This is a genomic window from Streptomyces sp. BF23-19 (assembly GCF_041106355.1).
Lineage (GTDB): Bacteria > Actinomycetota > Actinomycetes > Streptomycetales > Streptomycetaceae > Streptomyces > Streptomyces virginiae_A.
On the sequence record NZ_JBGBPT010000007.1, the window covers coordinates 23,002 to 47,246 of the forward strand.

At 71.3% G+C, this 24,245-nt stretch carries 22 protein-coding genes and 1 pseudogene; 13 read left to right on the forward strand and 10 right to left on the reverse strand.

Annotation, left to right across the window (positions count from 1 at the left end; genetic code table 11):
* The 4 genes and pseudogenes from AB8A24_RS06155 to AB8A24_RS06170 all read left to right on the forward strand — a co-directional run bounded on the left by AB8A24_RS06155 (position 1) and on the right by AB8A24_RS06170 (position 2,102).
* Entirely contained in the window at positions 1-672 is a 672-nt protein-coding gene (locus tag AB8A24_RS06155; protein WP_328964936.1) for a pyridoxamine 5'-phosphate oxidase family protein, read from the forward strand.
* A pseudogene (locus AB8A24_RS06160) lies at positions 669-770 on the forward strand (hydrolase); the annotation flags it as partial. The gene AB8A24_RS06155 and the pseudogene AB8A24_RS06160, both read left to right, overlap by 4 nt.
* 148 nt (positions 771-918) lie before the next feature.
* Positions 919-1,419 (forward strand): flavodoxin domain-containing protein, encoded by a 501-nt coding sequence (locus AB8A24_RS06165; protein ID WP_369475047.1) that lies wholly within the window; start codon positions 919-921, stop codon positions 1,417-1,419.
* 212 nt (positions 1,420-1,631) lie between these two features.
* The gene (locus AB8A24_RS06170) at positions 1,632-2,102 is read left to right on the forward strand and encodes a hypothetical protein (RefSeq protein WP_369475049.1); all 471 of its coding nucleotides are present in this window, start codon (positions 1,632-1,634) and stop codon (positions 2,100-2,102) included.
* A 177-nt stretch (positions 2,103-2,279) separates the two neighbouring features.
* On the opposite strand, the gene AB8A24_RS06175 is transcribed toward AB8A24_RS06170, so the two are convergent.
* The 3 genes from AB8A24_RS06175 to AB8A24_RS06185 form a co-directional block, all read right to left on the reverse strand.
* A complete protein-coding gene (locus tag AB8A24_RS06175) occupies positions 2,280-3,293 on the reverse strand; it encodes a nitroreductase family protein (protein WP_328964939.1) in 1,014 nt (337 codons plus the stop codon).
* A 28-nt stretch (positions 3,294-3,321) separates the two neighbouring features.
* Positions 3,322-3,606 carry a universal stress protein gene (locus tag AB8A24_RS06180; protein WP_328964940.1) on the reverse strand — a complete coding sequence of 95 codons (285 nt, stop codon included), beginning with the start codon at positions 3,604-3,606 and terminating at the stop codon, positions 3,322-3,324.
* A gap of 192 nt (positions 3,607-3,798) precedes the next feature.
* On the reverse strand, positions 3,799-4,464 hold the full coding sequence (locus tag AB8A24_RS06185; RefSeq protein ID WP_328964941.1) for a CBS domain-containing protein: 666 nt from the start codon (positions 4,462-4,464) through the stop codon (positions 3,799-3,801).
* Between the two features lie 264 nt (positions 4,465-4,728).
* Here AB8A24_RS06185 and AB8A24_RS06190 point away from each other — a divergent pair, with 264 nt between their 5' ends.
* The gene (locus AB8A24_RS06190) at positions 4,729-5,586 is read left to right on the forward strand and encodes a universal stress protein (RefSeq protein WP_369475052.1); all 858 of its coding nucleotides are present in this window, start codon (positions 4,729-4,731) and stop codon (positions 5,584-5,586) included.
* Between the two features lie 331 nt (positions 5,587-5,917).
* On the opposite strand, the gene AB8A24_RS06195 is transcribed toward AB8A24_RS06190, so the two are convergent.
* Complete coding sequence (locus AB8A24_RS06195; RefSeq protein WP_369475054.1) at positions 5,918-8,272, reverse strand: phosphoketolase; 2,355 nt, start codon at positions 8,270-8,272, stop codon at positions 5,918-5,920.
* Between the two features lie 343 nt (positions 8,273-8,615).
* On the reverse strand, positions 8,616-8,852 hold the full coding sequence (locus AB8A24_RS06200) for a hypothetical protein (protein ID WP_328964945.1): 237 nt from the start codon (positions 8,850-8,852) through the stop codon (positions 8,616-8,618).
* A 169-nt stretch (positions 8,853-9,021) separates the two neighbouring features.
* Here AB8A24_RS06200 and AB8A24_RS06205 point away from each other — a divergent pair, with 169 nt between their 5' ends.
* Entirely contained in the window at positions 9,022-10,731 is a 1,710-nt protein-coding gene (locus AB8A24_RS06205) for a SulP family inorganic anion transporter (RefSeq protein WP_369475056.1), read from the forward strand.
* Positions 10,732-10,928: 197 nt separating this feature from the next.
* Here the strand turns inward: AB8A24_RS06205 and AB8A24_RS06210 are convergent, their stop codons facing one another.
* Positions 10,929-11,564, reverse strand: coding sequence for a YbhB/YbcL family Raf kinase inhibitor-like protein (locus tag AB8A24_RS06210; RefSeq protein WP_369475058.1), 636 nt, complete (start codon positions 11,562-11,564; stop codon positions 10,929-10,931).
* A 140-nt stretch (positions 11,565-11,704) separates the two neighbouring features.
* On the opposite strand from AB8A24_RS06210, the gene AB8A24_RS06215 reads away from it, so the two are divergent.
* From AB8A24_RS06215 to AB8A24_RS06230, 4 genes are all read left to right on the forward strand, one after another.
* Complete coding sequence (locus AB8A24_RS06215; RefSeq protein WP_369475059.1) at positions 11,705-12,652, forward strand: helix-turn-helix transcriptional regulator; 948 nt, start codon at positions 11,705-11,707, stop codon at positions 12,650-12,652.
* Positions 12,653-12,705: 53 nt separating this feature from the next.
* Positions 12,706-13,599, forward strand: coding sequence for a LysR family transcriptional regulator (locus tag AB8A24_RS06220; protein ID WP_328964949.1), 894 nt, complete (start codon positions 12,706-12,708; stop codon positions 13,597-13,599).
* A gap of 104 nt (positions 13,600-13,703) precedes the next feature.
* Positions 13,704-14,234 (forward strand): ATP-binding protein, encoded by a 531-nt coding sequence (locus AB8A24_RS06225; RefSeq protein ID WP_328964950.1) that lies wholly within the window; start codon positions 13,704-13,706, stop codon positions 14,232-14,234.
* Positions 14,234-15,061, forward strand: coding sequence for a CoA ester lyase (locus AB8A24_RS06230; RefSeq protein WP_328964951.1), 828 nt, complete (start codon positions 14,234-14,236; stop codon positions 15,059-15,061). Before AB8A24_RS06225 ends, AB8A24_RS06230 begins: the two co-directional genes overlap by 1 nt.
* Before the next feature lie 138 nt (positions 15,062-15,199).
* Here the strand turns inward: AB8A24_RS06230 and AB8A24_RS06235 are convergent, their stop codons facing one another.
* Positions 15,200-15,772: a MaoC family dehydratase gene (locus tag AB8A24_RS06235; protein WP_328964952.1), complete on the reverse strand. Its 573-nt coding sequence runs from the start codon at positions 15,770-15,772 to the stop codon at positions 15,200-15,202.
* Between the two features lie 197 nt (positions 15,773-15,969).
* On the opposite strand from AB8A24_RS06235, the gene AB8A24_RS06240 reads away from it, so the two are divergent.
* The 3 genes from AB8A24_RS06240 to AB8A24_RS06250 all read left to right on the forward strand — a co-directional run bounded on the left by AB8A24_RS06240 (position 15,970) and on the right by AB8A24_RS06250 (position 21,206).
* Positions 15,970-17,211, forward strand: coding sequence for a CaiB/BaiF CoA transferase family protein (locus AB8A24_RS06240; protein WP_369475062.1), 1,242 nt, complete (start codon positions 15,970-15,972; stop codon positions 17,209-17,211).
* Complete coding sequence (locus AB8A24_RS06245) at positions 17,208-18,449, forward strand: SLC13 family permease (protein WP_328964954.1); 1,242 nt, start codon at positions 17,208-17,210, stop codon at positions 18,447-18,449. Before AB8A24_RS06240 ends, AB8A24_RS06245 begins: the two co-directional genes overlap by 4 nt.
* 417 nt (positions 18,450-18,866) lie before the next feature.
* Complete coding sequence (locus tag AB8A24_RS06250) at positions 18,867-21,206, forward strand: M4 family metallopeptidase (RefSeq protein ID WP_369475063.1); 2,340 nt, start codon at positions 18,867-18,869, stop codon at positions 21,204-21,206.
* A gap of 77 nt (positions 21,207-21,283) precedes the next feature.
* Here the strand turns inward: AB8A24_RS06250 and AB8A24_RS06255 are convergent, their stop codons facing one another.
* The 3 genes from AB8A24_RS06255 to AB8A24_RS06265 form a co-directional block, all read right to left on the reverse strand.
* Positions 21,284-22,066, reverse strand: a complete 783-nt coding sequence (locus tag AB8A24_RS06255) for a calcium-binding protein (protein ID WP_369475064.1) — start codon at positions 22,064-22,066, stop codon at positions 21,284-21,286.
* A gap of 95 nt (positions 22,067-22,161) precedes the next feature.
* Positions 22,162-22,944 (reverse strand): calcium-binding protein, encoded by a 783-nt coding sequence (locus tag AB8A24_RS06260; RefSeq protein WP_328964956.1) that lies wholly within the window; start codon positions 22,942-22,944, stop codon positions 22,162-22,164.
* A 287-nt stretch (positions 22,945-23,231) separates the two neighbouring features.
* Positions 23,232-24,185, reverse strand: coding sequence for a DUF916 domain-containing protein (locus tag AB8A24_RS06265; RefSeq protein WP_369475066.1), 954 nt, complete (start codon positions 24,183-24,185; stop codon positions 23,232-23,234).
* Positions 24,186-24,245: the final 60 nt, after the last annotated feature.

Here is a 24,245-nt window from a genome sequence, read left to right on the forward strand (position 1 = left end):
ATGCCCAGCACGGCACCCAAGCCCGCACAGGACGTCGGACGCACCGACCTGGGCCGGCGCATCGCCGCCCGGCGCGTAGGACTCGGCCTCACCCGCGAGCAGGTGGGCGATCGCTGCGGGGCGGACGCCTCGTACATCGCCTACCTGGAGGAGCGGGCCGCCGACCCCGGCGCCGGTTCGCTGCTACGGCTCGCCGACGCGCTGGGGACCACCGTCGCCGAACTGACCGGTGCCACCGTGGATCAACCGCCGGGCCGAGGGACCGCCTGGCGGGACACCGAACTCGTGGAGCTCGGTGAGGCGGAATGCCGTCGGCTGCTCTCGACCCACGGCATAGGCCGCGTCGCGATCTGCACCGCCGTAGGACCCGCGATCGTCCCGGTCAACTACGTCGTCGCCGGGGACGACATCGCCTTCCGGACCTCCGGCGAGGCGCTGCTCGCCCGTGCCGCGGGCACCGAGGTGGCGTTCGAGGTCGACCACATCGACGACGCGATGAAGCAGGGCTGGAGCGTGATGGTTGTCGGCGAAGTCGCCGGCGTCACCGACGGCGATGCCCGGCAGCGCCTGGACGCCCTCGCACGCTCCCTGCCCTGGGCGGGCGGACACCGTACGCACTGGATGTCGGTCACCCCCGTCCGGGTCACCGGCCGTCGCGTGGTCCGTCAGTGAAACCGATCCGTGCCGTCGTCCTCGACACCGACGGCGTCCTGCTCGATTCCGCGGTGCTCCACGCGGCCGCTCGGAAGACCGCCTTCGACGGCTGCCTGGACCGATGTCAGGTGCCCGGATCGAGCGGAGGCGCAGAGCCTTCCGCGCGGAGCAGACTGAGAGCACGGAAGCGAAGGACCACTCGGGGCTCTACGGCGGATCGGTCCGGCCGAAGCGGCCGGTGATGAGTGGGAACGGAGAGTCGTCATGACGCAGAAGAGCGTGCTCGTGGCCTACGGCAGCAAGCACGGCGCGACGGCCGGCATCGCCTCACAGATCGGCCGGACCCTCCGGGAGGACGGCGTCGATGCCACCGTGCTTCCCGCCGACGACGTGAACGACGTACGGGGCTACGACGCCGTGGTGCTGGGCGGGGCCCCCTACGCCGGTCACTGGAGCGGCAAGGCCAAGCGCTGCGCGAAACGCAACGCCGACCACCTCGAACACCGGCCGGTCCGGCTGTTCTGCAGTGGCCCGGTCGACAGCAGCGCAGAGCAGCACGGGATTCCGCCCGTGCCCGCTGTGGCCCGGGAGATGGAGCGAATCGGGGCGCGCGAGCACCGGACCTTCGGCAGCGTCACCTCGTGCACGCCGGGATTCATCGCCCGGGCCATGGTCCGGGCGGGCAAGGGCGGAGACTTCCGCAATCCGGAGCAGATCCGGAGCGGGGCCCATCACATCAGTGCCGAACTCACCGCTGCCCACTGAGCGGCCGCTCCGTTGCAGCGCGGAGGTGCGACATGTTCCACCGAAGCTCGTCCGGACCAGGGCACAGGGGTTCACAGGACGCCCCCACGAATCGACAGCACAGGCACCATGCGCGGGCCAACCCGCTCCGGCGGGCGACGGATCGTACGCGCAGCCGCTGGCTCGTCATCTTCGTGCTGTCGTGCCTTCTCGCCGTGGCCTGTGGGGTCGAGGTGGGACTGACCACCATGGACAACGGACTGCGTGCGGCCGCGGAGCAGGCACGGCACCACCATCCGGTGAAAGCGACCACGATCGGCGAACCCGCGCGCCACGTCTCGACCCGGGCCGGCGCCGCCACCACAACAGCCCGTGTGGAGTGGGAATTTCCCGCGGGCTCCCACCACGCCTCCGCCCTCCCCGTCCTGGCAGGGACACCCGTGGGGCACACCGTCACGCTGTGGGTCGACGACACCGGCGCGGTGACCTCGGCCCCCCGAACCGGGGCCGAAGCGGCGTCGGACGCAGTTGCGGCGGGAGCGGGCAGCGCGGGCCTGATCACACTCGCGGGCGCCGGCGTCGTCCTCCTGCGGCTTCGCCGCCTCGAAGCACGCAACCTCGCGGAGTGGGAGCACGGATGGGAACGCGTCGAACCAGGCTGGTTCGGGCGGCCGCGGCACGGCCGGGGGGCCGGTGACGACTGAGGCGCCCGCACGCCCGGAGGTCGCCGAGCTGGGCCCACAGCTCAGCGGCGCCCTTGACCCTTCGGAGCCCCTACCGCCGTTGCGTCGCGAACGGGAACGGGGAGAGGGGACTGCGGGATCGTGAGGCGGTGCGTCGCTCGGCCGACCGAGGGGGCATCGCGGCGGATCTGTCCATGCTCACCGGGGAGTCGGCTCCGGCCGACCGACGACGTCGAAGAATTCCGCGACCGCTCTGCGGGGAGTTGCCGGCCCCTGGGGCCCGTAGCCCAGCCGGATGACCATCTGCACGTGCCCCATCGGCGCGAGGGGATCCCGCACCGTCCAGCGGAGCTCGGGCCATTCCAGAGGCTGCGAAGTCATCGAGTTGACGAGGCCGTCGGCGGTGGCCTGGAGCAGGACGCGTTCCAGAGCCTGTCCCGCACGGAGCCAGTCCGTAGGGGTGTCCTCGGACGTGCCCAGCAGGGCGATCTGAGGATGCTCCTCGAAAACGGCCCAGCCACGCCCTGACACGGGCTGTGACCGGCCGAAGTCACGGACCGGGGAGGACCTGCCGGAGGGGCGGGGGCCGAACGCGGACACAGGGATGCCGTCGCTCCGCTCCTGTTCGCCGCCGTCCGCCGCATGTGTCCACGCGGACGTTTCGTCTCGGAGCGCCGGGTCAATGGCTTCACGGTGCTCGGAGTCGCGGACCACACCGAGCACGGTCTCGGTGTGCCAGGCGTCCGGCACGACCAGACGGCAGCCCTCCAACCGGGCGGCGGCGCACAGAGCGTCCAGCAGGGGAGTCGGGATCCGCTCCTCGGTGAACGGGAACCGGCTGGAGTGCCGGCTTCGAACGGCTGGATGCAGCGGGATCAGATCCCGATCGGCCTCAGAGGAGGACCGGAACCGGATCCGGGCGAGCAGCCAGGGGTCGAGACCGTCGGGAAGGAGCTCCGCGATCGCGGGACAGCCCGCTGACGCTGCCGATACCCGCAGGTTGAACAGCGCCGCGCCGCAGCCCAGATGGAGGGCGCGGTGGTCAGGGTCGGCGCGCGGCATCGCCCGTTCGGGATCGCCACGCAGTTCGAGTACCGCGGTGTCCGGCCGGAGAACGAACTTCCAGGGCTGGGCGTTGTGCATGGAAGGCGCCGCGACGGCGTCTTCGATGAGGGGAATGACGCTCTCGGCGTCCAAGCGCTGTGCGGACACGGGACAGTTCCTCTCTGTGCGTGCGGCCTCAGTCGTGGGCGATGACGGCGGGCCGGCCGGAAAGGCATCGAGTGGTGATCTCCGTACGGGGATGGCGGCCCCGCAGCTCCTGTGCCGCTTCGGCGAGTGCCTCGTCGGCCCACCGGTCGACCTTCTCGCGGCCCATCCGGGGGATCGCCGGGGCCATGGGCCAATCGACGGCGTGGACCAAGCGAAGCGGAACGTTCCGTAGAACGGCCTCCTGGGCGCCCCAGCGCGCTGCTGCCCGGCTCTCGGGCGAACCGTCGACGCCGACGGTCACATGGTGTCTCATGGCATGCCCTCCTCCGTTTCACACGGTTGCGTGTGCCGTACCTCCAGAGTCACCCCGATCCGGGAATGGGAGAGCGGGACCATGTGGCCCTGCCCAGGACCGACCGGCCCCGTCCCTACCCCCCGTCCCTACCCCCGTCCTCGGGACCACCCGTGCCAGTCCTTCGCCGTCAGGGCGTCCCGGCCCCGCCGGTCACCACGGCATGCTCCGGGACGCTCGCGTCGGAGGGGCGAGCAACGAATCGTCGATGCGGCCGGTGACTCTGGACGAGACCGCCACCACACCCTCGAGCTGTTCGACCAGACGGACCAGGACCGGAACCTGGCTCTGTCGGTCCACCACGCCGGACAACGCGACGACCCCGTCCACGACGTGCACCTCGACCACGTCGGCACGCACGTCGAGGACGTCGCGGAGGACGTCATCGATCACCCGGCGCCGGATCTCGGCGTCCGGACGGAGGAAGAGCCGAAGCAGGTCACGCCGCGTGACGATACCGACGAGACGTTCCTCCTCGTCCACGACGGGAAGGCGTTCCACGCTACGGCGTGTCATGAGGCGTGCCGCGTCGGCCGCGGTCTCTTCCGCGTGGACGGTCACCGCCGGGGTGGACATCACCTCGCCCGCCGTGACTTCGGCGAAGGGGGAGGCCTCGGAGCGTGGGGCGACAGGCGCTCCCTGCCTGATCAGGAGATCGGTCTCGGAGACGACGCCGACGACCCGGTCCTCGTCGTCGACCACGGGCAGCCCGCTGATGTCGTGCTGTGCGAGCAATTTCGCAACATCCTTGAAGGAGGTGGCCGACACCACGGCCACAACCTCGTCCGTCATCAGGTCTCCCACCTTGATGTGCTTCATGGAGGCCCTCCTGCCTTCTCGCGCCGCCCGCGGCGGCCCCGCTGCCTGGGGATTCACGGTCAACCTTCCGCCACATCCGGCGACGGCGAGCAGGGCCGAACGGTCCTCCGCGGGGACCGTTCGGGTCAGCTTCGGGCGACGGTCGGCGCCGGGAGAGCCCGATGGGGACCTTTGGCCCCGAACGTGACCCTGATCGGCCCTCCGGGCGAGGGCAGACCGGTGTCAGCGTGGTACCTGCCCTTACCGGCTCGGCGAGGAGGAACCATGGAAGGGACCATCCGGCACCCGGACGTCAGCTCGGTCATCGTGGGGGTCGACGGCTCCGACTCCGCGCGCACGGCGGCGATGTGGGCCGCTGCGGAGGCCGTACGCCGTGACCGTCCGCTGCACATCGTGTACGGGGCCGACACCGACGGGCGGACCCTCTACCTGTCGGCCGAGACCGTGGAACAGGTCCGGCACGCCGGTCGTGGATTGCTCGACGAAACGGCTGAGGCGGTCAGGGCCGAATTTCCGAGCGCGCACGTCACCACGGAATTCAGCCGAAGTGATCCGGTGACAGCCCTGCACCGGGCCGCCGCCCTGCACGGCACCATCGTGGTGGGCAACCGAGGCCGGGGCGGCTTCGGCTCCCTCCTGCTCGGCTCGGTGGGTCTCAAGACCGCGGCGGGCGCCAAGACCCCGATGATCGTGGTCAGAGGAGCCGGGGAAGCCGACGAGGCAGGGGTCGTCGTTGTCGGCGTCCGGGACGAGCACGACCTCGAATGCGCGCAGTACGCCGCGCGTGAGGCCGAGCTGCGCAAGGCGTCTCTGCGGCTGCTGCACGTGTGGAACATGCTGCAGTCCGTCGGGGACGTCGCGAAGCTGAAAGCCGTCACGGACCGGATCCGCGACGAATACCCGGACCTCACCGTCCAGGCGGACGCGGAGAAGAGCGTGTCCGTGGCAGGCATCCTCGTCGAGGCATCGCATCATGCGGACCTGCTGGTCATGGGCGGCCGTCGCTCGCCCGGATACATCGGCCCCACCCTTGGGCGGGTCACCCACACTTTGGTCCACCACGCGCACTGCCCCGTGCTCCTGGTTCCCCGGCACGGTCAAGAGCTCTGGAGCGCGTCGTGAGCGGGAAGACCGGCGCAGGCCGCGCCTGAACCTGGTCGTTGCCGTTCCTCCGCGGTACGACACCCACCACGCCGCCACCCGTGACAACCCGATCCCCGTGCGGGTGGCCGTGGAGACCAACGAGGACAGCGGTCCCTGGCAGGTGCTGCTCCAGCACGGCGAGCCGAGCACGGGCAGGCTGTCCATTCCCGCCCGCGGGCTCGTCCTGAGGACGAGCGGCCTCCTCGCCTGCACCGCGACCGCGACCGCGGCCCCGGGCGGCCCTCCCACCGCACAGGGCCGTCGGGAGGTGGGCCCGGCACCGTCGATCCGGTCAGACGCGGCGTCGCCGTCAGTACGGCCAGGACCAGTCCACGATCTCCGGCAGGTCAGTGCCGTGGGCGCGGATCCAGTCGTGGTGGCGGATCCGCTGGTCGGCCATGTTCTGCCGCAGGGCCGCGGCGCGTCCGGCCAGGCCGGGGACGCGGTCGATCACGTCCATGACCAGGCGGTACCGGTCGAGGTCGTTGCGCACCACCATGTCGAAGGGCGTGGTGGTGGTCCCCGACTCCTTGTAGCCGCGGACGTGCAGGTGCGGGTGGCCGGTCCGGCGGTAGGCGAGCCGGTGGATCAGCCACGGGTAGCCGTGGTACGCGAAGATCACGGGTGTGTCCGCGGTGAACAGGGAGTCGTACTCGATGTCCGTCATTCCGTGCGGGTGTTCCTCCCGGGGCATCAGCCGTGCGATGTCGACGACATTGACGACCCGGACGGCCAAGGACGGCAGGTGCTCGCGCAGCAGAGCCGCAGCGGCGAGCACCTCCTGGGTCGGAACGTCACCCGCGCAGGCCAGCACCACGTCCGGCTCGCCCGTGCCGTCGTCCGTCCCCGCCCAGTCCCAGATACCGGCGCCGCGGGCGCAGTGGGTCCGGGCCTCGTCCATCGTCAGCCAGTCGAAGCAGGGCTGTTTGCCCGCGACGATCACGTTCACCTGGTCCCGGCTGCGCAGGACGTGGTCGGCCACCACGAGGAGGGTGTTCGCGTCCGGCGGGAAGTAGGCCCGTACGACCTCCGGACTCTTGTTCAGCACGTGGTCGACGAAACCGGGGTCCTGGTGGGAGAAGCCGTTGTGGTCCTGGCGCCAGACGTGCGAGGTCAGCAGGTAGTTGAGGGACGCGATCGGTGCCCGCCACGGAAGCGCGCGCGCCGTCCGCAGCCACTTCACGTGCTGGGCGACCATCGAGTCGACGATGTGCGCGAAGGCCTCGTACGTGGAGAAGAGCCCGTGCCGGCCGGTCAGCAGGTACCCCTCCAACCAACCCTGGCAGGTGTGCTCGGAGAGGATCTCCATCACCCGCCCGCCGCGCGCCAGATGCACGTCGGTGGGCTCGGTCTCCTCCTGCCACGCCTTGCCCGTGACGTCGAAGAGGTCGTCGAGCCGGTTGGACGCGGTCTCGTCCGGGCCGACGACGCGGAAGTCCCGCCTCTCCTCGGTCTCCCTCATCACGTCCGTCAGCAGGGCACCCAGTACCCGGGTGGGTTCGTGGAGCGAGCCGCCGTGCTTGTCCACCGCGACCGCGTGGGCATCGAGGTCCGGCAGCGGGAGCGGACGCAGCAGCCGCCCGCCGTCGGCGTGCGCCGTCGCGCCGAGGCGCAGGTCACCGGGCGGAACGCAGGCCAGGACCTGCTCCGTGGGGCGCCCCTCGGAGTCGAAGAGCTCCTGCGGCCGGTACGAACGCAGCCACCGCTCCAGCATCCTCAGGTGCTCGGGGTTCTCCCGTACGCCGGCCAGCGGGACCTGGTGGGCCCGCCAGGTGCCCTCGACGGGGTCGCCGTCCACGGTGGCCGGGCCCGTCCAGCCCTTGGGGGTCCGCAGGACGATCATGGGCCACGGGCGGCGGGCGAAATCGCCCTTGCCGATCCGAGCCTCGCGCCGAATCTCGGAGATGAGGTCCATGGCCCGGTCCATGGCCCTGGCCATGGCCTGGTGCACGCTGAGGGGATCGCTGCCCGTGACGTAGAGCGGCTCGTGGCCGTAGCCGCGCAGCAGGGAGTCCAGCTCCGTCTCGGGGATGCGGGCCAGGACGGTCGGGTTGGCGATCTTGTAGCCGTTGAGGTGGAGGATCGGCAGGACGGAGCCGTCGCGGACCGGGTCGAGGAACTTGTTCGAGTGCCAGGAGGCCGCGAGGGGTCCCGTCTCGGCCTCGCCGTCGCCGATGACGCACGCGACGAGCAGGTCGGGGTTGTCGAAGGCGGCGCCGTAGGCGTGCGCGAGGGAGTAGCCGAGTTCGCCGCCCTCGTGGATCGAGCCCGGGGTCTCGGGCGCCACATGACTGGGGACCCCGCCGGGGAAGGAGAACTGCCGGAACAGTTTCCGCATGCCCTCGCCGTCCCGGCCGATGTCCGGGTACGTCTCGGTGTACGAGCCCTCCAGCCAGGAGTTGGCCAGTACGGCGGGTCCGCCGTGCCCCGGTCCCCAGACGCACAGGGCCTCTTGGCCCCGCTCCCTGATCACCCGGTTGAGGTGGGTGTACACGAGGTCGAGGCCGGGGGAGGTGCCCCAGTGGCCGAGCAGTCGGGGCTTGATGTGCTCCGCTCGCAGCGGTTCGGTCAGCAGCGGGTTGTCCATCAGGTAGATCTGTCCGGCGACCAGGTAGTTGGCGGCGCGCCAGTGGGCGTCGAGCTCGGCGATCGGGTACTGCGTCATCTCCGCTCCTTCGTGGGGCAGACCGAGAAGTTCGTCGACTGGGCCGACACCGTCACGGTGCTCCTGACGGCAGTCGGCCGGCAGGGGAGGGTGGGCCCTGATGGAGGGACCATCGGCCCCTGCCGGCAGCGCCGAGGCGAGGACGAGGCTGAAGTTCGACGGCGCCAGTGTCCCGTCCCGCCGCCGAGATCCGCGCTCTGACCACGCCCCCGAGCCGGGGCAGTACGGAGGACGGGCCAGTGACCGAGACCGTTGTGGTGGGAATCGACGGATCCCCGGAGAGCCTCGCGGCAGCCGACTGGGGCGCACAGGAAGCCGTACGCCGACACGCGCACGCCCGAACTCACCCTGGACCCGTCGGGCGCTCCGAGGCCGCCCGGGCCAGGAGGAGGACGCCCCGCCCGTCCCCGGCGGCCGTGCCCAGGGGGACGGCCACCGCGGGTCCGAGGGCTGTCAGCTGCCCGGCGTCGCTGCCGTGGAGCGCGTCGGTGGCGAGGCCGCCCGAGGTGACCGGCCTGCCACCCTTGTACGCGGCGCCGGACAGGCTGCCCTCGACCGGGACGACCAGACCGCGCCGCACAGCAGGCCGTGGCCGGCGGGGAGCGACCCGATCCGGGTGATCTGCTCGTCGGACAGGCCGACGGTGAGGAACTGCGAGAGCGTCCGGCCGGCCCATCGTTCGGACCGATCGGCCCTCGCGGTCGGAACACACGCGCAGGATGATGGTGCCGGCGGCCCCGAGGAGTTCCATGCCCGCGTTTCACGGTTCGGTCCTGAAGCCGCCCGGCCTGGCCGGGTACCGGCGGAGTTGGCTGCGCGGCGATCTCCTGGCCGGGGTGACCGTCGCCGCGTATCTCGTGCCGCAGGTCATGGCCTACGCGGGTGTGGCCGGTCTGCCGCCCGTGACGGGCCTGTGGGCCGTACTCCCCGCCATGGTGCTCTACGCGCTGGTCGGCACCTCGCGGCTGCTGTCGGTGGGGCCCGAGTCCACCACCGCCCTGATGACCGCCGTGGCCGTGGGGCCGCTCGCGGCAGGTGACCCGGCGCGGTACGCCGTCCTCGCCGCCGGCCTCGCGGTGATCGTCGGGCTGCTGTGCGTGGTGGCCTGGGCGGCACGCCTGGGCTTCGTCGCGGACCTGCTCTCGCGACCCGTGCTCGTCGGCTATCTGGCGGGTGTGGCCGTGATCATGGTCGTGGACCAACTGCCCCGCCTCACGCGCGTGCCCGCCGACGGGGCCGGACTGGGCCGGGAGGCCTGGTCCTTCGTCCGGCACGTGCCCGACATCCACTGGCCCACGCTCGCCCTGGGCCTCGCTGCTCTGGCCTTCCTGTTCGCGGTTCCCCGGCTCTCCAAGGCGGTACCCGGCCCGCTGATCGCCCTGGTGCTCGCCACCGCGGCCGTGGCCGCGTTCGCCCTGGACGACCGGTACGGGATCAAGGTGATCGGACCCGTACCGGCGGGCCTGCCCGCACCGGCGCTCCCGTCCCTCACCGACCTCCCGGAACTGCTGCTGCCCGCGCTCGGAGTACTGATCGTCGGCTACTCGGACGTCGTACTCACGGCACGGGCCTTCATCTCCCACGACGACCCACAGCCGCTGCGTGCCAATCGCGAGCTGCTGGCCATGGGCGCCGCCAACCTCGGAGCCGGGGTACTGCACGGCTTTCCGGTGAGCAGCAGCGCGAGCCGCACCGCCCTCGCGGACTCGACGGGAGCCCGCAGCCAGGGATACTCGCTCGTGGCCGCCGTGGGCGTGCTGGCCGTGCTGTTGCTCTTCTCTCCGCTGCTGGCACACACGCCGTCCGCGGTCCTGGGCGCGGTGGTGATCTACGCGGCCGTACGCCTGATCGAGATCGGTGAGTTCCGCCGCCTGGCCCGCTTCCGGCGCCGCGAACTGCTCCTGGCGCTCGGTTGCACGGTGGGCGTACTGACCCTCGGCATCCTCTACGGAGTCCTCGTCGCGGTGGCCCTCTCCGTCGCGGAACTCCTGGCTCGCGTCGCCCGCCCCCACGACGCCGTCGAAGGCCTCGTCCCCGGCGTCGCGGGCATGCACGACGTCGACGACTACCAGCAGGCCCGGACCATCCCGGGCCTGCTGGTCTACCGCTACGACTCCCCGCTCTTCTTCGCCAACGCCGAGGACTTCCGCCGCCGCGCCCTGGCCGCCGTCGACGAGCAGGCCGAGCCCGTGGAGTGGTTCGTGCTCAACACCGAGGCCAATGTCGAGGTCGACATCACGGCCCTCGATGCCGTCGACGCCCTGCGCCGGGAGCTCGACCGGAGGGGCATCGTCTTCGCCCTGGCCCGCGTCAAACAGGAACTGCGTGCGGACCTGGACACGTACGGCCTCACCACGTCGGTGGGCGCGCACCGGATCTTCACCACGCTGCCCACGGCCGTCGCCGCCTACCGCGCGTGGCGGAACGGGGAGGGGCGGGACGCGGGTTCACACCGGTAGCCGGCGGCAGGGACCGTGGCGCCGGCACCTCGCCCGAGGCGGGGCGGCCCCCGCCCCGATGTCGGCTTCCCCGGGCGACGTCTCCCGGGAGAAGGGCGAAGCCGTCGTGAAGTGACACCCCACATGCCACACCGCGGCCTCGTGATGCGCCGTACGCTCGCCGCTTCGGAGGAGCCGGGCGGGTGGGCGCGGACGGGTCAGCGGCCGGCCGTGCCCGTGATCCGCGCGTACCCGAGGATGTGGCCGGACATGGTGAACGCGGCAACGGTCGGCGGCGTGGACGCGGGCAGACCGAGCGTGGGTACGTCGAGTGCGTACACCGTGATCTCGTAGTGGTGGGTGAGGTCGCCACTGGGCGGGCAGGGCCCCAGGTAGCCGGGCTTTCCGGAGTCTCCAATTCCGGTGATCGCGTCGGCCGGCAGTTGGGTGTCCACGCCGGTGTGACCGGTGGGGATGTCCCAGACGAGCCAGTGCCAGAATCCGGCTCCGGTGGGCGCGTCGGGGTCGAACATGGTGATCGCGTAGCTGCGGGTGGCCTGCGGAGCGCCACTCCACGACAGCCGGATCTGCCGGTTGTCGCCGGTGCAGCCGAAGGCGTCGGCCCAGGTGTCGGCCGGGAGCTCCTCGCCGTCGCGCAGGTCGGGGCTGGTCACCATGAAGCGTTCGGCGGAGTCGGGCACGCCCCTGCGGATCTTGGTGTATCCGTAGCCCGGACGATCGGTCGACGGCGTGGTGGGCTCGGGTTCTCCGGACGCGGTCAGGGCCACACCGGTGGCGAGCGCGGCACCGGCGACGACGGCCGTCGCCACGCCGGTGCGCAGGGACTTCTTCATCGGATCCTCCTGAATCTCGGTGGTGGACCGATGGTCCGGACCGGGCGGACAGTCGGGGAAGGCCCTCCGGATGCTGGTATGCGCCGTACCACTCTCCGCTGTGGACAGGGGGCCGCGGTGCGGGGCGATGATGAGGTGTGGTGCACATACGAACGGGGCGTAACGAGGCGCTGGCGCAGTTCCTGCGGGCCATGCGGGCGCGGCTGCGGCCGGACGAGGTGGGACTGGCGGACCAGGGACGTCGCCGCACACCCGGTCTGCGGCGGCAGGAGGTCGCCCAGCTGGCCGCCGTCAGCGTCGAGTGGTACGTCCGGCTGGAGCAGGGGCGGGCGAGCGCGCCCGGGACCGCGGTGCTCGACGCCCTCGCCGAGGCGCTACGGCTGTCGTCCGCCGAACGCCGGCACCTGCACGTGATAGCCCGCGGCGAGGCGCCGGTGCCCCGCCCCGTGTGCCTGCCGGCAAGTGAGTCGCTGCGCGCCCTGATGGACGGAATGCCCCTCCTGCCCGCCTACCTCGTCGACTTCAGGTTCGACGTACTGGCCCACAACAGCGCCGCGGCCGCGCTGTTCGGCGAGGACTTCGGCTCCGGCGTCACGGACAACGTGGCCCGGATGCTGTTCCTGTCGCCCCGCGTGCGGGAGATGCAGTTGGACTGGGCCCGGGTGGCCCGCGAGACGGTGGGCAACCTGCGTGCCACGCTCGCACGCCACCCCGACGAACCGCGGCTGCTGGAGGTGATCGGGGAACTGCGCTCGACCGGCGGGGAGTTCGCCCTTTGGTGGGACGACCACACGGTCAGACAGCGGGCTCATGGCACCAAACGGATCAGGCATCCCTCGGTCGGCGAACTGACCGTCCACTACGACACACTGGCCACCCTGGACGGGGCCGGGCAGTGCCTCATCGTCCTCACACCGGCCGACACGGCGGCCGAGACGTGTCTGCGCAGGCTGATGGTCGATCGCGCCGGCACCCTGGGCGGTCCCGGTCTGCACCCGCTGCCGACCGTCCAGGCCCGGCACCCCGAGGTGCCCGGTGGCAGTGCGCGGCCCGGGCCGGCTCCCCGCCGCCGGCCCGGCCGGCGGTGACCGCGCCCGCCGCGGCACCGTGGCGGATCACGCACCACACGTAGGGTGATTCCATGGAGATCAGAGAGTTGCAGTGGTTCGTGGCTCTTGCCGAGTGCGAGCACGTGACCTCCGCGGCCGAACGACTCAACATCGCTCAGCCCACCCTCTCCCGTGCGCTCGCCCGCCTGGAGAAGCGGATGGGGGTGGCGTTGTTCGACCGCAAGCAGAACCGGCTCCACCTCAACAAGTACGGTGAGGTGTTCCGGGCGCACGCGGTACGTGCCATCAGCGAGATGGACCGCGCGGAACAGCGCATCGCCACCCTGATCGATCCCGACACCGGGACCATCACCCTCGGCTTCCTCCACTCCTACGGGACCTGGCTGGTCCCCGCACTCCTCGCCGGGTACCACACGATCGCACCGGCGACCACGTTCGAGCTGCGCGGCAGCGCCGCGGACGCCGTCGTCGACGGGGTACGGCAAGGCAGGCTGGACCTCGGCATCACCAGTCCCCGCCCCGCCGACACCACCCTGCGCTGGACGCCGCTCCAGAACGAGCCGCTGTCCCTTCTCGTGCCCGTGGGCCACCGTCTCGCCTCCCACCACCGGGTACGGCTGGCCGAGCTGGCCGCGGAGGACTTCCTCGCGCTTCAGCCGGAGTTCGGCCTGCGCCAGGTCGCGGACAAGCTGTGCGAGGCGGCCGGCTTCACCCCGCGGATCGTCATGGAGTGCACCGAACTCAGCACGCTCCGCTCTCTGGTGTCATCCGGACTCGGCGTGGCCGTGGTGCCCGCCACCGGTGACGCGTCCGCTCACCCGGCAGGCGCCGTCTCCGTCCCCCTGGCGGACCCGGGGGCCTTCCGGACCATCGGAGTGATCGCGCAGGCCGGGGGCCCGCGCTCCGCGGTCGTGGCACGGTTCCACCACTACATCCGCTCCACCGCGCAGCCCTCCGAAGGCTGAGGGGAACCACCTTGTGCCAGTGACCTGGCAACATGCGCGCGGTGCATCGGACGGCACGAGAAGCGTCATTTCACAGGGCTGATACCGGGTCCGAGGATCGTCCTATGAACATTCATGCCACCACCGTCCCTGTGCGGTCGTGTGGGAACCGGTACCCGACGCGGGACCCGGCTCCTGGACCCGGTGCAGCCGAGACGGTTGCCGTACCGGAGCCGCGGCGGACCAGGCCCCTGCTGGGAGCGGTCTTCGTAGCGGCCGAGAAGAACATGGTCCGCGAAGTGCGCCACTTCACCTCTTCCCTGCTGGCCTTCTGGGGCGTGGCCGCTTGCGACCGCGAGTCGGCCCTCCTGATCGTCGGCGAACTCGGTGCGAACGCCGCTCAGTACGGGGGCGCGGAGCTCGCCGTTCGGCTGTCCCTGGAGGGCGTGACGCTCCGCATCGACGTACGCGATTGTGCTCCTCTTCCCTGCGCGCGACCGTCCGGCTTCACAGCGCGTCCGGCCGGGGAATGCGGGCGGGGGCTCACCATCGTCGACCACCTCGCCGATCACGTCGAGACCATGACGTCCGGGGAGGGGCACATGGTCCGCGTCGACCTGCGCCTCACCCCGCCCGCTCCCCACGGGGGGAGGTGATGGCCATCGCTCCCCGGCACGCCCGCTCGTGGCTGTTCACTCCGGCGGACCGTCCCGATCGATACCCCCGCAGGGACCGGCCCGGGGCGGACGCCGTCGTCCTGGACCTCGAAGACGCCGTCGCCCCCGGCCGCAAAGCACTCGCCCGCCACCACCTCACCCGCCCCGGCGCCGTCGACGCACCGGTCTGGGTGAGGATCAACGACCGCACCAGCGAGCACTGGCGTGACGATCTGGAAGCCGTCGCCGGCCTGCCCGCCCTCGACGGGGTGATGCTGCCGAAGGCCGAGCACGCCGAGCACGTGGCTTCGACGGCGGCCCTCCTCCCGGCCGGCACACCCGTCCTCGCCCTGGTGGAGACCTCGCTCGGCATGGAGAACGCCTTCGCCATCGCCCGCGAGAGGGCCACCTTCGCCCTCGCCTTCGGTGTCGCCGACTTCCGCCGGGAGACCGGTCTGGGCGACGCGCCCGAGGCGTGGGCGTACTGCCGGACCCGGCTGGTCATCGCGAGTCGCGCGGCCGGACTGCGCGGCCCGGTCGACGGACCCGCCATGCAGCTGGACGACATCGCCGCGGTACGCGCCGAGGCGTACGCGAGCCGGGCCGGCGGATTCACGGGCAAGCTCTGCATCCACCCGGCGCAGACAGCCGTCGTGAACGCCGCCTACAGCCCGGCTCCCGAACACATCGCCTGGGCCCGCCGGGTGCTGGAAAAGGCCGCACACAGTGAGGGCGCCGCGGTCCGGGTGGACGGCGAGATGATCGACCGTCCTCGCCTGGACCACGCCCGCGACCTGCTGGAGTTCGCGGCAGCGCTGGACGGATAGAGCGTTCCGGCCGTCGGCGGGTCCGCTTCCGGCCGACGTCCGCCGGTCGTACAGGGACCCGCCGGCCTCCAGAAGGTCGGCGGGTCCCTGTGCCGTGGGGGAAACGGGCCGAAGCACCCGCGTCGGGGGCGGCCCCGGTCAGTTCTCCAGGCCCGCCGCCGCCCTGGAGCGTTCGTCCCACACGGGCCGCACGGTGGCGAACGACGGCCCGTGGCCGCGCCGGTACACCATGAGCGTCCGTTCGAAGGTGATGACGATGACGCCGTCCTGGTTGAAGCCGACCGTACGCACGCTGACGATGCCGACGTCGGGCCTGCTGGAGGAGGTTCGGGCGGCCAGGACCTCCGACTGCGAGTAGATCGTGTCGCCCTCGAAGACCGGGTTCGGCAGCCGGACCCGGTCCCATCCCAGGTTCGCCATCACATGCTGGGAGATGTCGGTGACGCTCTGCCCGGTCACCAGGGCCAGGGTGAAGGTGGAGTCGACCAGGGGGCGGCCCCACACCGTCTGCGCCGCGTAGTGCCGGTCGAAGTGCAGTGGCGCCGTGTTCTGCGTGAGCAGGGTCATCCACGAGTTGTCCGTCTCCAGCACGGTCCGTCCGAGCGGATGCCGGTACACGTCCCCCACCGCGAAATCCTCGAAGTAGCGGCCATGCCAGCCCTCCACGGGGGCGCGGTCCTGGACGGGGCGGCTGTGGTTCTCGTTCGTCATGACCTCATCCTCGGAACGTCGGGGCCGGCTTGTGAAATGACGGGATGTGCGCCGGCCCATGTGTGACACGCATGGCCGAGCCGCCCCCTCCCGGCATGCGCGCCACGCATAGGAAGGTGGTCATCTCGTCATTTCACAGCGGCCCACGAGCGGCGGAAGGGTGTCCCCACACATCCCGACCGACCCGGAGGGCCCCTATGCCCGAGCCGCATCCCCCACACCGCCCAGCCGCAGGGCGCAGCACCGAACCTGACGGCACATCAGCCGGCGGACCGCTCGCCGGCCTTGTCGTCGTCTCGCTCGAACAGGCCGTCGCGGCGCCCTTCGCCACCCGTCAGCTGGCCGATCTCGGCGCCCGTGTCATCAAGATCGAAAGGCCCGGCACCGGCGACCTGGCCCGCGGCTACGACCGTACGGTGCGCGGTATGTCCAGCCACTTCGTGTGGCTCAACCGGGGGAAGGAGAGCGTTCAGCTCGACGTGCGGTCGCCCGAGGGCAACCGGCGGCTGCGCGCCCTGGTCGACCGGGCCGACGTCCTCGTGCAGAACCTCGCCCCGGGCGCCGCTGTTCGCCTCGGCATCGGCAGCGAGCGACTCGCCGGTGAAAGACCCGAGTTGATCACCTGCGACATCTCGGGATACGGGGGAACCGGCCCGTACCGTGAGCGCAAGGCGTACGACCTCCTCGTACAGGCCGAGGCCGGGCTCCTCGCCATCACCGGAACCCCCGAGACCCCGTCCAAGGTGGGCCTGTCCATCGCCGACATCTGCGCCGGCATGTACGCGTACTCCGGCATCCTCACGGCGCTCCTGGAACGGACCCGTACCGGCCGGGGCATCCGGCTGGAAGTCTCCATGCTGGAGGCGCTCGGCGAGTGGATGGGGTACGCCGAGTACTTCACCCGCTACGGCGGGACGGCTCCCGCCCGTACCGGAGCCGGCCACGCGACGATCGCCCCCTACGGGCCCTTCCCCACGCGTGACGGTCAGAGCGTGATCCTCGGTCTCCAGAACGACCACGAGTGGGCCGCGTTCTGCGAGGCCGTGCTCGACCGGCCCCACCTGACCGACGACCCCCGGTTCGGGGGCAACGCCGACCGCGTCGTCCACCGGGCCGAACTCGACGCCGTCGTACGGGAGACCACCCTGGCGCTGAGCGCCGCGGAGCTCGTCGACAGGTTGGACGGCGCCCGCATCGCCCACGCGGGGCAGCGCACCGTGCAGGAGTTCAGCGCGCACGAGCAGCTCCGGGCCCGTGGCCGCTGGGCCCCCTTCGACAGCCCCGTCGGGGAACTGCTCGGTCTCGTCCCTCCCGTCACCGTGGGCGGACGCACCTCCGCCCGGCTCCGCCCGGTACCCGCCCTGGGCGAGCACACCGACGCGGTCCTCGCCTGGATCGACACGCCCCTCGAGCACGCACCCGACGGAGGAACGTCATGAACACGGAACTGATCGGTGTGCTGGTCCTCGCCGTCGTCTTCGTTCTGGCCTCCCTCACCGGCCTCAACATGGGTGTCCTCGCCCTGACCGCCACCTTCCTGCTCGGCGTCGTGTGGCTCGGACACCCCGCCAAGGAGGTGCTGGCAGGCTTCCCGGCCGAGATGTTCGTGGTACTCGTCGCCGTGACCTTCCTGTTCGGCATGGCCCGCGCCAACGGCACGGTGGACTGGATGGTCCACTCGGCGGTCCGTGCCGCCGGCAACCGGGTGGAGGTCGTGCCCTGGGTCCTGTTCCTGCTCGCCACGCTGCTGTGCGCCACCGGTGCCGCCTCCCCGGCGGCGGTCGCCATTGTGGCGCCCATCGGCATCACCTTCGCCGTGCGCCACGGGATGAGCCCCTTGTACGCCGGGCTGATGGCCGTCAACGGGGCCGCCGCGGGAAGCTTCGCACCCACCGGAATCCTGGGCGGCATCGTGCACTCGTCCCTCGCCGCGAACGACCTGCACGTCGACGGGGCGGCGCTCTTCGGCGGCACCTTCGCCATCAACCTGGCCGCCGCGTTCGTGACCTGGCTGGTCTTCGGCCGTCGGCGCCGGGCGGTGGCCGCGCCCGCGAAGGACGCAGACGCGCCGGCGGCGACCTCACCCGTCCTGAACGCCGAACAGGGGGCAACCCTGCTGGCGATGGTGCTCCTGGTTCTCGGCACCACCGTCCTCTCCCTGGACACGGGCCTGTTCGCGCTCACCCTGGCCGCGGCCCTGGCCACAGCCTTCCGCGCCACCGCCCAGCGGGCCGCGAAGGAGATCGCCTGGCCCGTCGTGCTGCTCGTCTGCGGGATCGTCACCTACATCGCCCTGCTGCAGAAACTCGGGGTCGTCGACTCCCTCGGGGAGACGATCGCCGCAGTGGGTGCTCCGCTCATGGCCGCTCTGCTGATCTGCTACGTCGGGGGCGTCGTGTCGGCCTTCGCCTCCACCACCGGCATTCTGGGTGCTCTGATGCCGCTCGCGACCCCGTTCCTCGCCTCGGGCTCCATCACGACCACGGGTCTGGTCGTCGCACTCGCCTCGGCTTCGACGATCGTCGACGCGAGTCCCTTCTCCACCAACGGGGCCCTGGTGGTCGCCAACGCGCCGGAACCACTGCGCTCGGACACGTACCGCAACCTGTTGCGCTGGGGTGCGGGCGTGTGCGCGATCGCCCCGGGCGCGGCCTGGCTCGCCTTCGTGGTGATCTGACGGGCGGACCCGCCCTCCGGACGAGGCGTGTTCCCCGCCCGGAGGGCAGGCCCGTCCGGGACGGACTGTCCGTACGTGTGGCCCGAGGCTGCGGCGGTGTCCGGTGATGCCGCCGGTGCGCATGCGGCGACCCCGAGCGCGGGGAAGCGGCGGGAGTCCGGCGGCCTTGGCCGAGCCGTCGTGTTTACGTTAACATTCCCTCCGGCGCTCCTGCGGGCATCGGCCGCATGCGTGTGGCGGGCCGCAGCATCGCGCCAGGACGCGCCCCGAACTGTGAGATCAGCTCCGCCGGGCGGATTCGAACAGGTCCGCCCGGACCGCTTCGGCCGGCGAACGCCGGTCCCCGCACCGGGAGTCACAGTGAAACGAACCCTCCACAGGACAGTGAGAGCGGGTGCCCTCTTATGCGGCGCCGCCGTGCTCGCCACCGGCCTTCCCTCCGCGGTCGCGGCCGGCACGGCGGCGGCCGCGGAGCCCGGCACCGACCCGCCCAAGGCGGGCGCCGCGAACGTCCGGCAGACCACGGACGAGAACGCGGCCCTCCTCGCCGGTGCCCGCGCGAGCCGGTCTGCCGTCGCGAAGGCGTTGGGCTTGGGCGGGCAGGAGGATCTGGTGCCCACGTCGGTCCTCAAGGACGCGGACGGCACGCTGCACACGCGCCACGACCGCACGTTCGCCCAACTTCCCGTGCTCGGTGGCGACCTGGTGGTCCACACCACGCCGGGAGGAGCCGTCAAGGGCGTCACCAAGGCAGCGCGTGCCGCCATCGCCGTGCCCTCCACCACGGCCTCGGTGGCGGCCGACTCCGCGGTGTCCTTCGCCGTCGGCCGGGCGAGGACCGACGGCACCAAGGACCCGAATCCCCGATCCGTGCGCAAGGTCGTCTGGGCCGCTTCCGGTCGCCCCGCGCTGGCCTGGGAGACCGTCGTCGGCGGCCTCCAGCGCGACGGCACGCCCTCGGAACTGCATGTCGTCACCGACGCGAGGACGGGCGGCGCGATCTTCGAGTACCAGGCCGTCAAGAACGGCATCGGCCACGGTCAGTACGGCGGCCAGGTCACCCTCGGCACCTCGGGGGCCACGGGCAGCTACTTCCTCAAGGACGACACCCGCGGCGGCAACAGGACCACCGACCTGGGACACGCCTCCGACGACGAGGCGCCCGGCACACTGTTCGCCGACGCCGACGACGTCTGGAGCGACGGCAGCCCGGGCGATCGCCAGTCGGCCGCCGTGGACGCCCACTACGGGGCCCAGCTGACCTGGGACTACTTCAAGGGCGTCCACGGCCGCAACGGCATCAGGAACGACGGTGTCTCCGCCCACAGTCGGGTCCACTTCGGGAACGCGTACTCCAACGCCTACTGGTGGGACCAATGCTTCTGCATGACCTACGGTGACGGCGCCTACAACACCAACCCCCTCACCTCGATCGACGTGGCCGCGCACGAGATGACGCACGGCATCACCTCCTTCACGGCAGGCCTGCGCTACAGCGGGGAGTCGGGAGGGCTCAACGAAGCCACGTCCGACATCTTCGGCGCCGTGGTGGAGTTCTGGGCGGACAACCCGTCCGACCCGGGCGACTACCTCGAGGGCGAGAAGATCGACATCAATGGCGACGGCACGCCGCTGCGCCACATGGACCGGCCCTCCAAGGACGGGGACTCCGCCGACCACTGGTACCCGGGCATCTCCCGGATCGACGTCCACCACTCCTCGGGCCCCGCCAACCACTGGTTCTACCTTGCCTCCGAGGGCAGCGGCGCCAAGCTCGTCAACGGTGTCACCTACGACTCACCGACGCACGACGGCAAGCCGGTCAATCCGATCGGCCGCGAAGCCGCTGCCAAGATCTGGTACCGGGCGCTGACGACCTACATGACGTCGACCACCGACTACGCGGGCGCGCGCACCGCCACGCTGGAGGCCGCCGCCGACCTGTACGGAAAGGGCGGAGTCGTCTACAACAATGTCGGCAACGCCTGGGCGGCCGTCAATGTCGGCCCCCGCATGGTCCAGGGAGTCACGCTGACCAGCCCCGGCAACCAGGTCTCCACGACCACCGCAGCGGTCGACCTCCGGATCCGGGCCGTCACCGGCAACCCGGGAGCCACACTGACCTATGCGGCCACTGTGCTGCCCGACGGCCTGACCCTCGACTCCTCGACCGGCGCGATCAGCGGCACTCCGACCACGGACGGCACCTCGGCCGTCACCCTCACGGCGGAGGACTCGACCGGAGCCATCGACGTGGTCTCGTTCTCCTGGCTCGTCTACACCCCGGGCAACTGCACCACGACACAACTGCTCGACAACGCCGGCTTCGAGTCGGGGCCGAAGGCCTGGAAGGCCAATGCCAATTCGTCGTTGATCACTGCCGACAACTCCTGGCTGCCCGCGCGCACGGGCTCGTGGAAGGCCCTGCTCGGAGGTCACGGGAGCTCGGTGACCGACACACTGACCCAGGCCGCTTTCATCCCGTACGGCTGCCGGGCCACGGTCAGCTTCTGGCTGCGGGTCGTCACCAGGGAGGAGACCACGGACGTCCCGTACGACAAGCTGACCGTCCATGTGAACGGCGCGAGTCCGGTGACGTTCTCGAATCTGGACGCGAGCGCCGGCTATGTCCGGCGGACCATCGAACTCGACGCGGTCGCAGGGCAGTTCGTGACCTTGGCGTTCACGGCCAGGGAGGATCTGTCCGCCCCGACCTACTTCATGATCGACGACACCGCCGTGCACATCCATCCCTGACCTTCCTGCCGAGCGACGGGTCCCGTACAGGCCGGTGTGCGCCTCCGTTCCTCCGGAGGCGCACACCGGCCCTTTGGTCAGGGGCAGTTGACCATCGCGTCGCCTGTGTCGCGGGTGCAGGAGTCGAACGCGGGCCCGCCGTCGAGGCTGTCGTTGGCATTGACGCCGTCGGCGGCGACGAGGGTGTCGCTGCCCTCACCGCCGTTCAGGGTGTCGTTGCCACCCTCGCCGGTCAGCGTGTCGTTACCGGCGTCGCCGTTGAGAGTGTCGTTGCCCTCGTTCCCGTTGAGGGTGTCGTTCCCCGGCCCGCCGCTGATGGTGTCGTTTCCGCCGAGGCCGAAGATGGTGTCGTTGCCCGGCCCGCCGTTGATGGTGTCGTTGCCGGGGGTCGCCGCCGTGAGGCCGAGGACTCCGGCCGGTTCGTCGCCCACGAGGCGGTCGGCCTGCGGGCCGCCGTTGAGCCGATCCTTGCCGCTACCTCCGTAAAGGGTGGCCGGGGCGTCGAGGTTCGGGGAGACCGTGATGGTGTCGTCGCCGTCCTGGCCACGGGCCTGAACATCCGTGGGGAGCGGGCACGCCACGGTGCCCGGTGCCCGGGCTTCGCAGGGGGCCGAGGCGCGTACCTCGGCAGTGGTGTCCGAGATCAGGACGACGTCTCCCTGGCGGCGGATGGTGATGTCGTTGTCCACCCCCTGACCGGCGGTGACGAGCAGGGTGCCGCCGGACATCTCGACCACCGTGGCGCCCGCGAGGTCGCGAGGCCCGGAGGGGAGGGGTGCCGCCGAGGCGGCGGTGCCTGCCGACGCGGCGCACAGAAGTGCTCCCGCGGTGAGTAACGCGCCTATGTGTCGCACTGCCATGTTCGTGTTTCTCCCTCGTCGTCGGTCCGCGTTCGTGGTGGGCACGTGCATCGGGTCCGGGGCCGGGTGCGTCCGTCCCCGCTCCAGCGGGTCGGTCACGGGCATTCGGTGACGCTGTCGCCCAGGTCGGCGCGGCAGGTGTCGGTCTCGTCGCCCCCACGCACGTAGTCGTTGCCGCCGACCTCGTCGACGGCGTCGAGGGTGTCCCGGCCCGGACCGCCGTCCACGAAGTCGTTTCCGGTTCCCGCGATCACTTGGTCGTTGCCGTTGCCGCCGCTCACCACGTCGTTCCCTGCGCCGGCGTTGATGACGTCGGAACCGCCCAGGCCCTCGATCGAGTCATTGCCGGGGCCGCCGAAGATCCGGTCACGGCCGCTGGAGCCGGTGAGCGTGTCGTTGCCGCCTCCCCCCGAGAGGAAGTCGGCGCCCTCGTCGCCTTCCAGGGTGTCGTTGGCGCCGCCGCCGTAGAGACTGTCGTCTCCCGCACCACCGACGAGGGTCACCCCCGGGCTCTCCAGATACGACGTGACGTCGTCGGCCTGGTCACCGGCGTGGACGACGAGCTCGGTCAGGCTGCCGGCCCCCGGGCAGACGGCCTCGTGGGCGCTCACCGCCCGGCATCCGCCCAGGGCGGTCACGGTGTCGCCGGTGTCCCTGACCCGGATGGTGTCGCCGGCCTGCCACACCGAGATGGTGTTGCTCAGTCCCACGGCGGCAGTCACCGTGACGGTCGCGCCGGTCCTGCTCACCAGCGTGCCGTCCGCCGAGGCTTCGGGCGTGGGCAGGCCGGGTGTCGCGCCCGCCGGGCCGGTGAGGGCCAGCGTGAGGCCGAGTACCGCGGTCACGAGTGCGATGGTGCGGGGTAACGCCTTGTCCATGATCTACCTCCTGGAGAGCGTTCGGGCGGATCGGATGGCCTGAGCGCCCGCCAGGGCATGAGGACGACGTAGGCAAGCGTCGACCACCCGAGAAGCAACCATGATTCAACGTGTACGAACAAAATCAAACGTTGGATCGGGATGAGACTGGGGGGCCGAGGGGTCGGTGTCAAGCAGTCCCTTATTCGTCCCCGCGCACGTCCGAGTCTCCGACCTGCGCCGATCTGTCGAGAGCGGCGCTCGTGAAGAACGGGCTTCGGCCAAATGTCGGCTCGATCGCGTGGGGGTCAGTCATGGGTGGCGGTCGCTGTCGCGCGGGCGGCCCGGCGCCTGCGCCGGCGGAGCAGCCACCAGGCGGCCGACAGCAGTGCCAGGCACAGCGCGATGAGCCACGGGATCTTCAGGAAGCGGTCGGTTCCCACGCCGCGGACGTTGTCCGCGCTCGCCGTGACGGTGACCTGCCCCCAGCCCGCGAAGGGGGCTCCCGCCCAGGTCTCGGTGAGGCGGACCTTCTGCCCCGGGAGCAGCTCGGCCGGTACGTCGGCGAGCCGCCGTTCGCCGGGCCCTCCCACGACCACACCGCCGACGCGGAGGGAGACCCTGGGGGTGAGCTTCACGTTTCCCGTGTTGTGCAGGGTGTAGGAGGCGGTCGACTTGCGGGTGCCGGTCCACGGTATCTGCGGGCTCCGCGCCGTGAACCGTACGTCCTCCACGGCCAGGCCGGGTTGTTCGTGTCCTTCGACACGCAGGTAGATCCTGGCCCCGACACCGCGCTGGACGCCGAGGTGGGAGCCGTCGGCAGGCCGTACACGGGTGTCGACCGCGACGAGGGCGCCCACGTGGTCGCCGGGTGGGGCGTCGCGGGGGACGGTGAGGGTGATGCCGATCGTCACCGCCGAGCGGGCCGGCACGGTGACGGTGTCCTGCTCGGGCTTTCCCCAGGCGCCGACGTCCCGTTGGGTCTCCTCGATGCCGCGTACGGCCAGTCCGCCGTCGCGTTCCGTGTTGTGGGCGTCGGCGACGTAGAGGCGGAACGTCAGCTCCGCGGCGGTGGTGTTGGTGACGACCGCGCGGTCGGTGAGCGTGGTGCCGGGCCGGGCCGGCAGTTCGAAGGCCGCCCGCGGCGTGATCGTGGAGTCCGCGGGTCTGACCGACCATTCGCCGTTGTCCGCCGCCCCGGCCGGCGTGGGGGAAAGGCTCGTCAGGAGGAGAAGGAGCAGGGTGACGAAGGCGGTGCGCATGGCTCGTCGGCTTTCCGGGCGCCGTGGGCCGGACGCGCGGCGCCCGTGAGCCGGACGCCA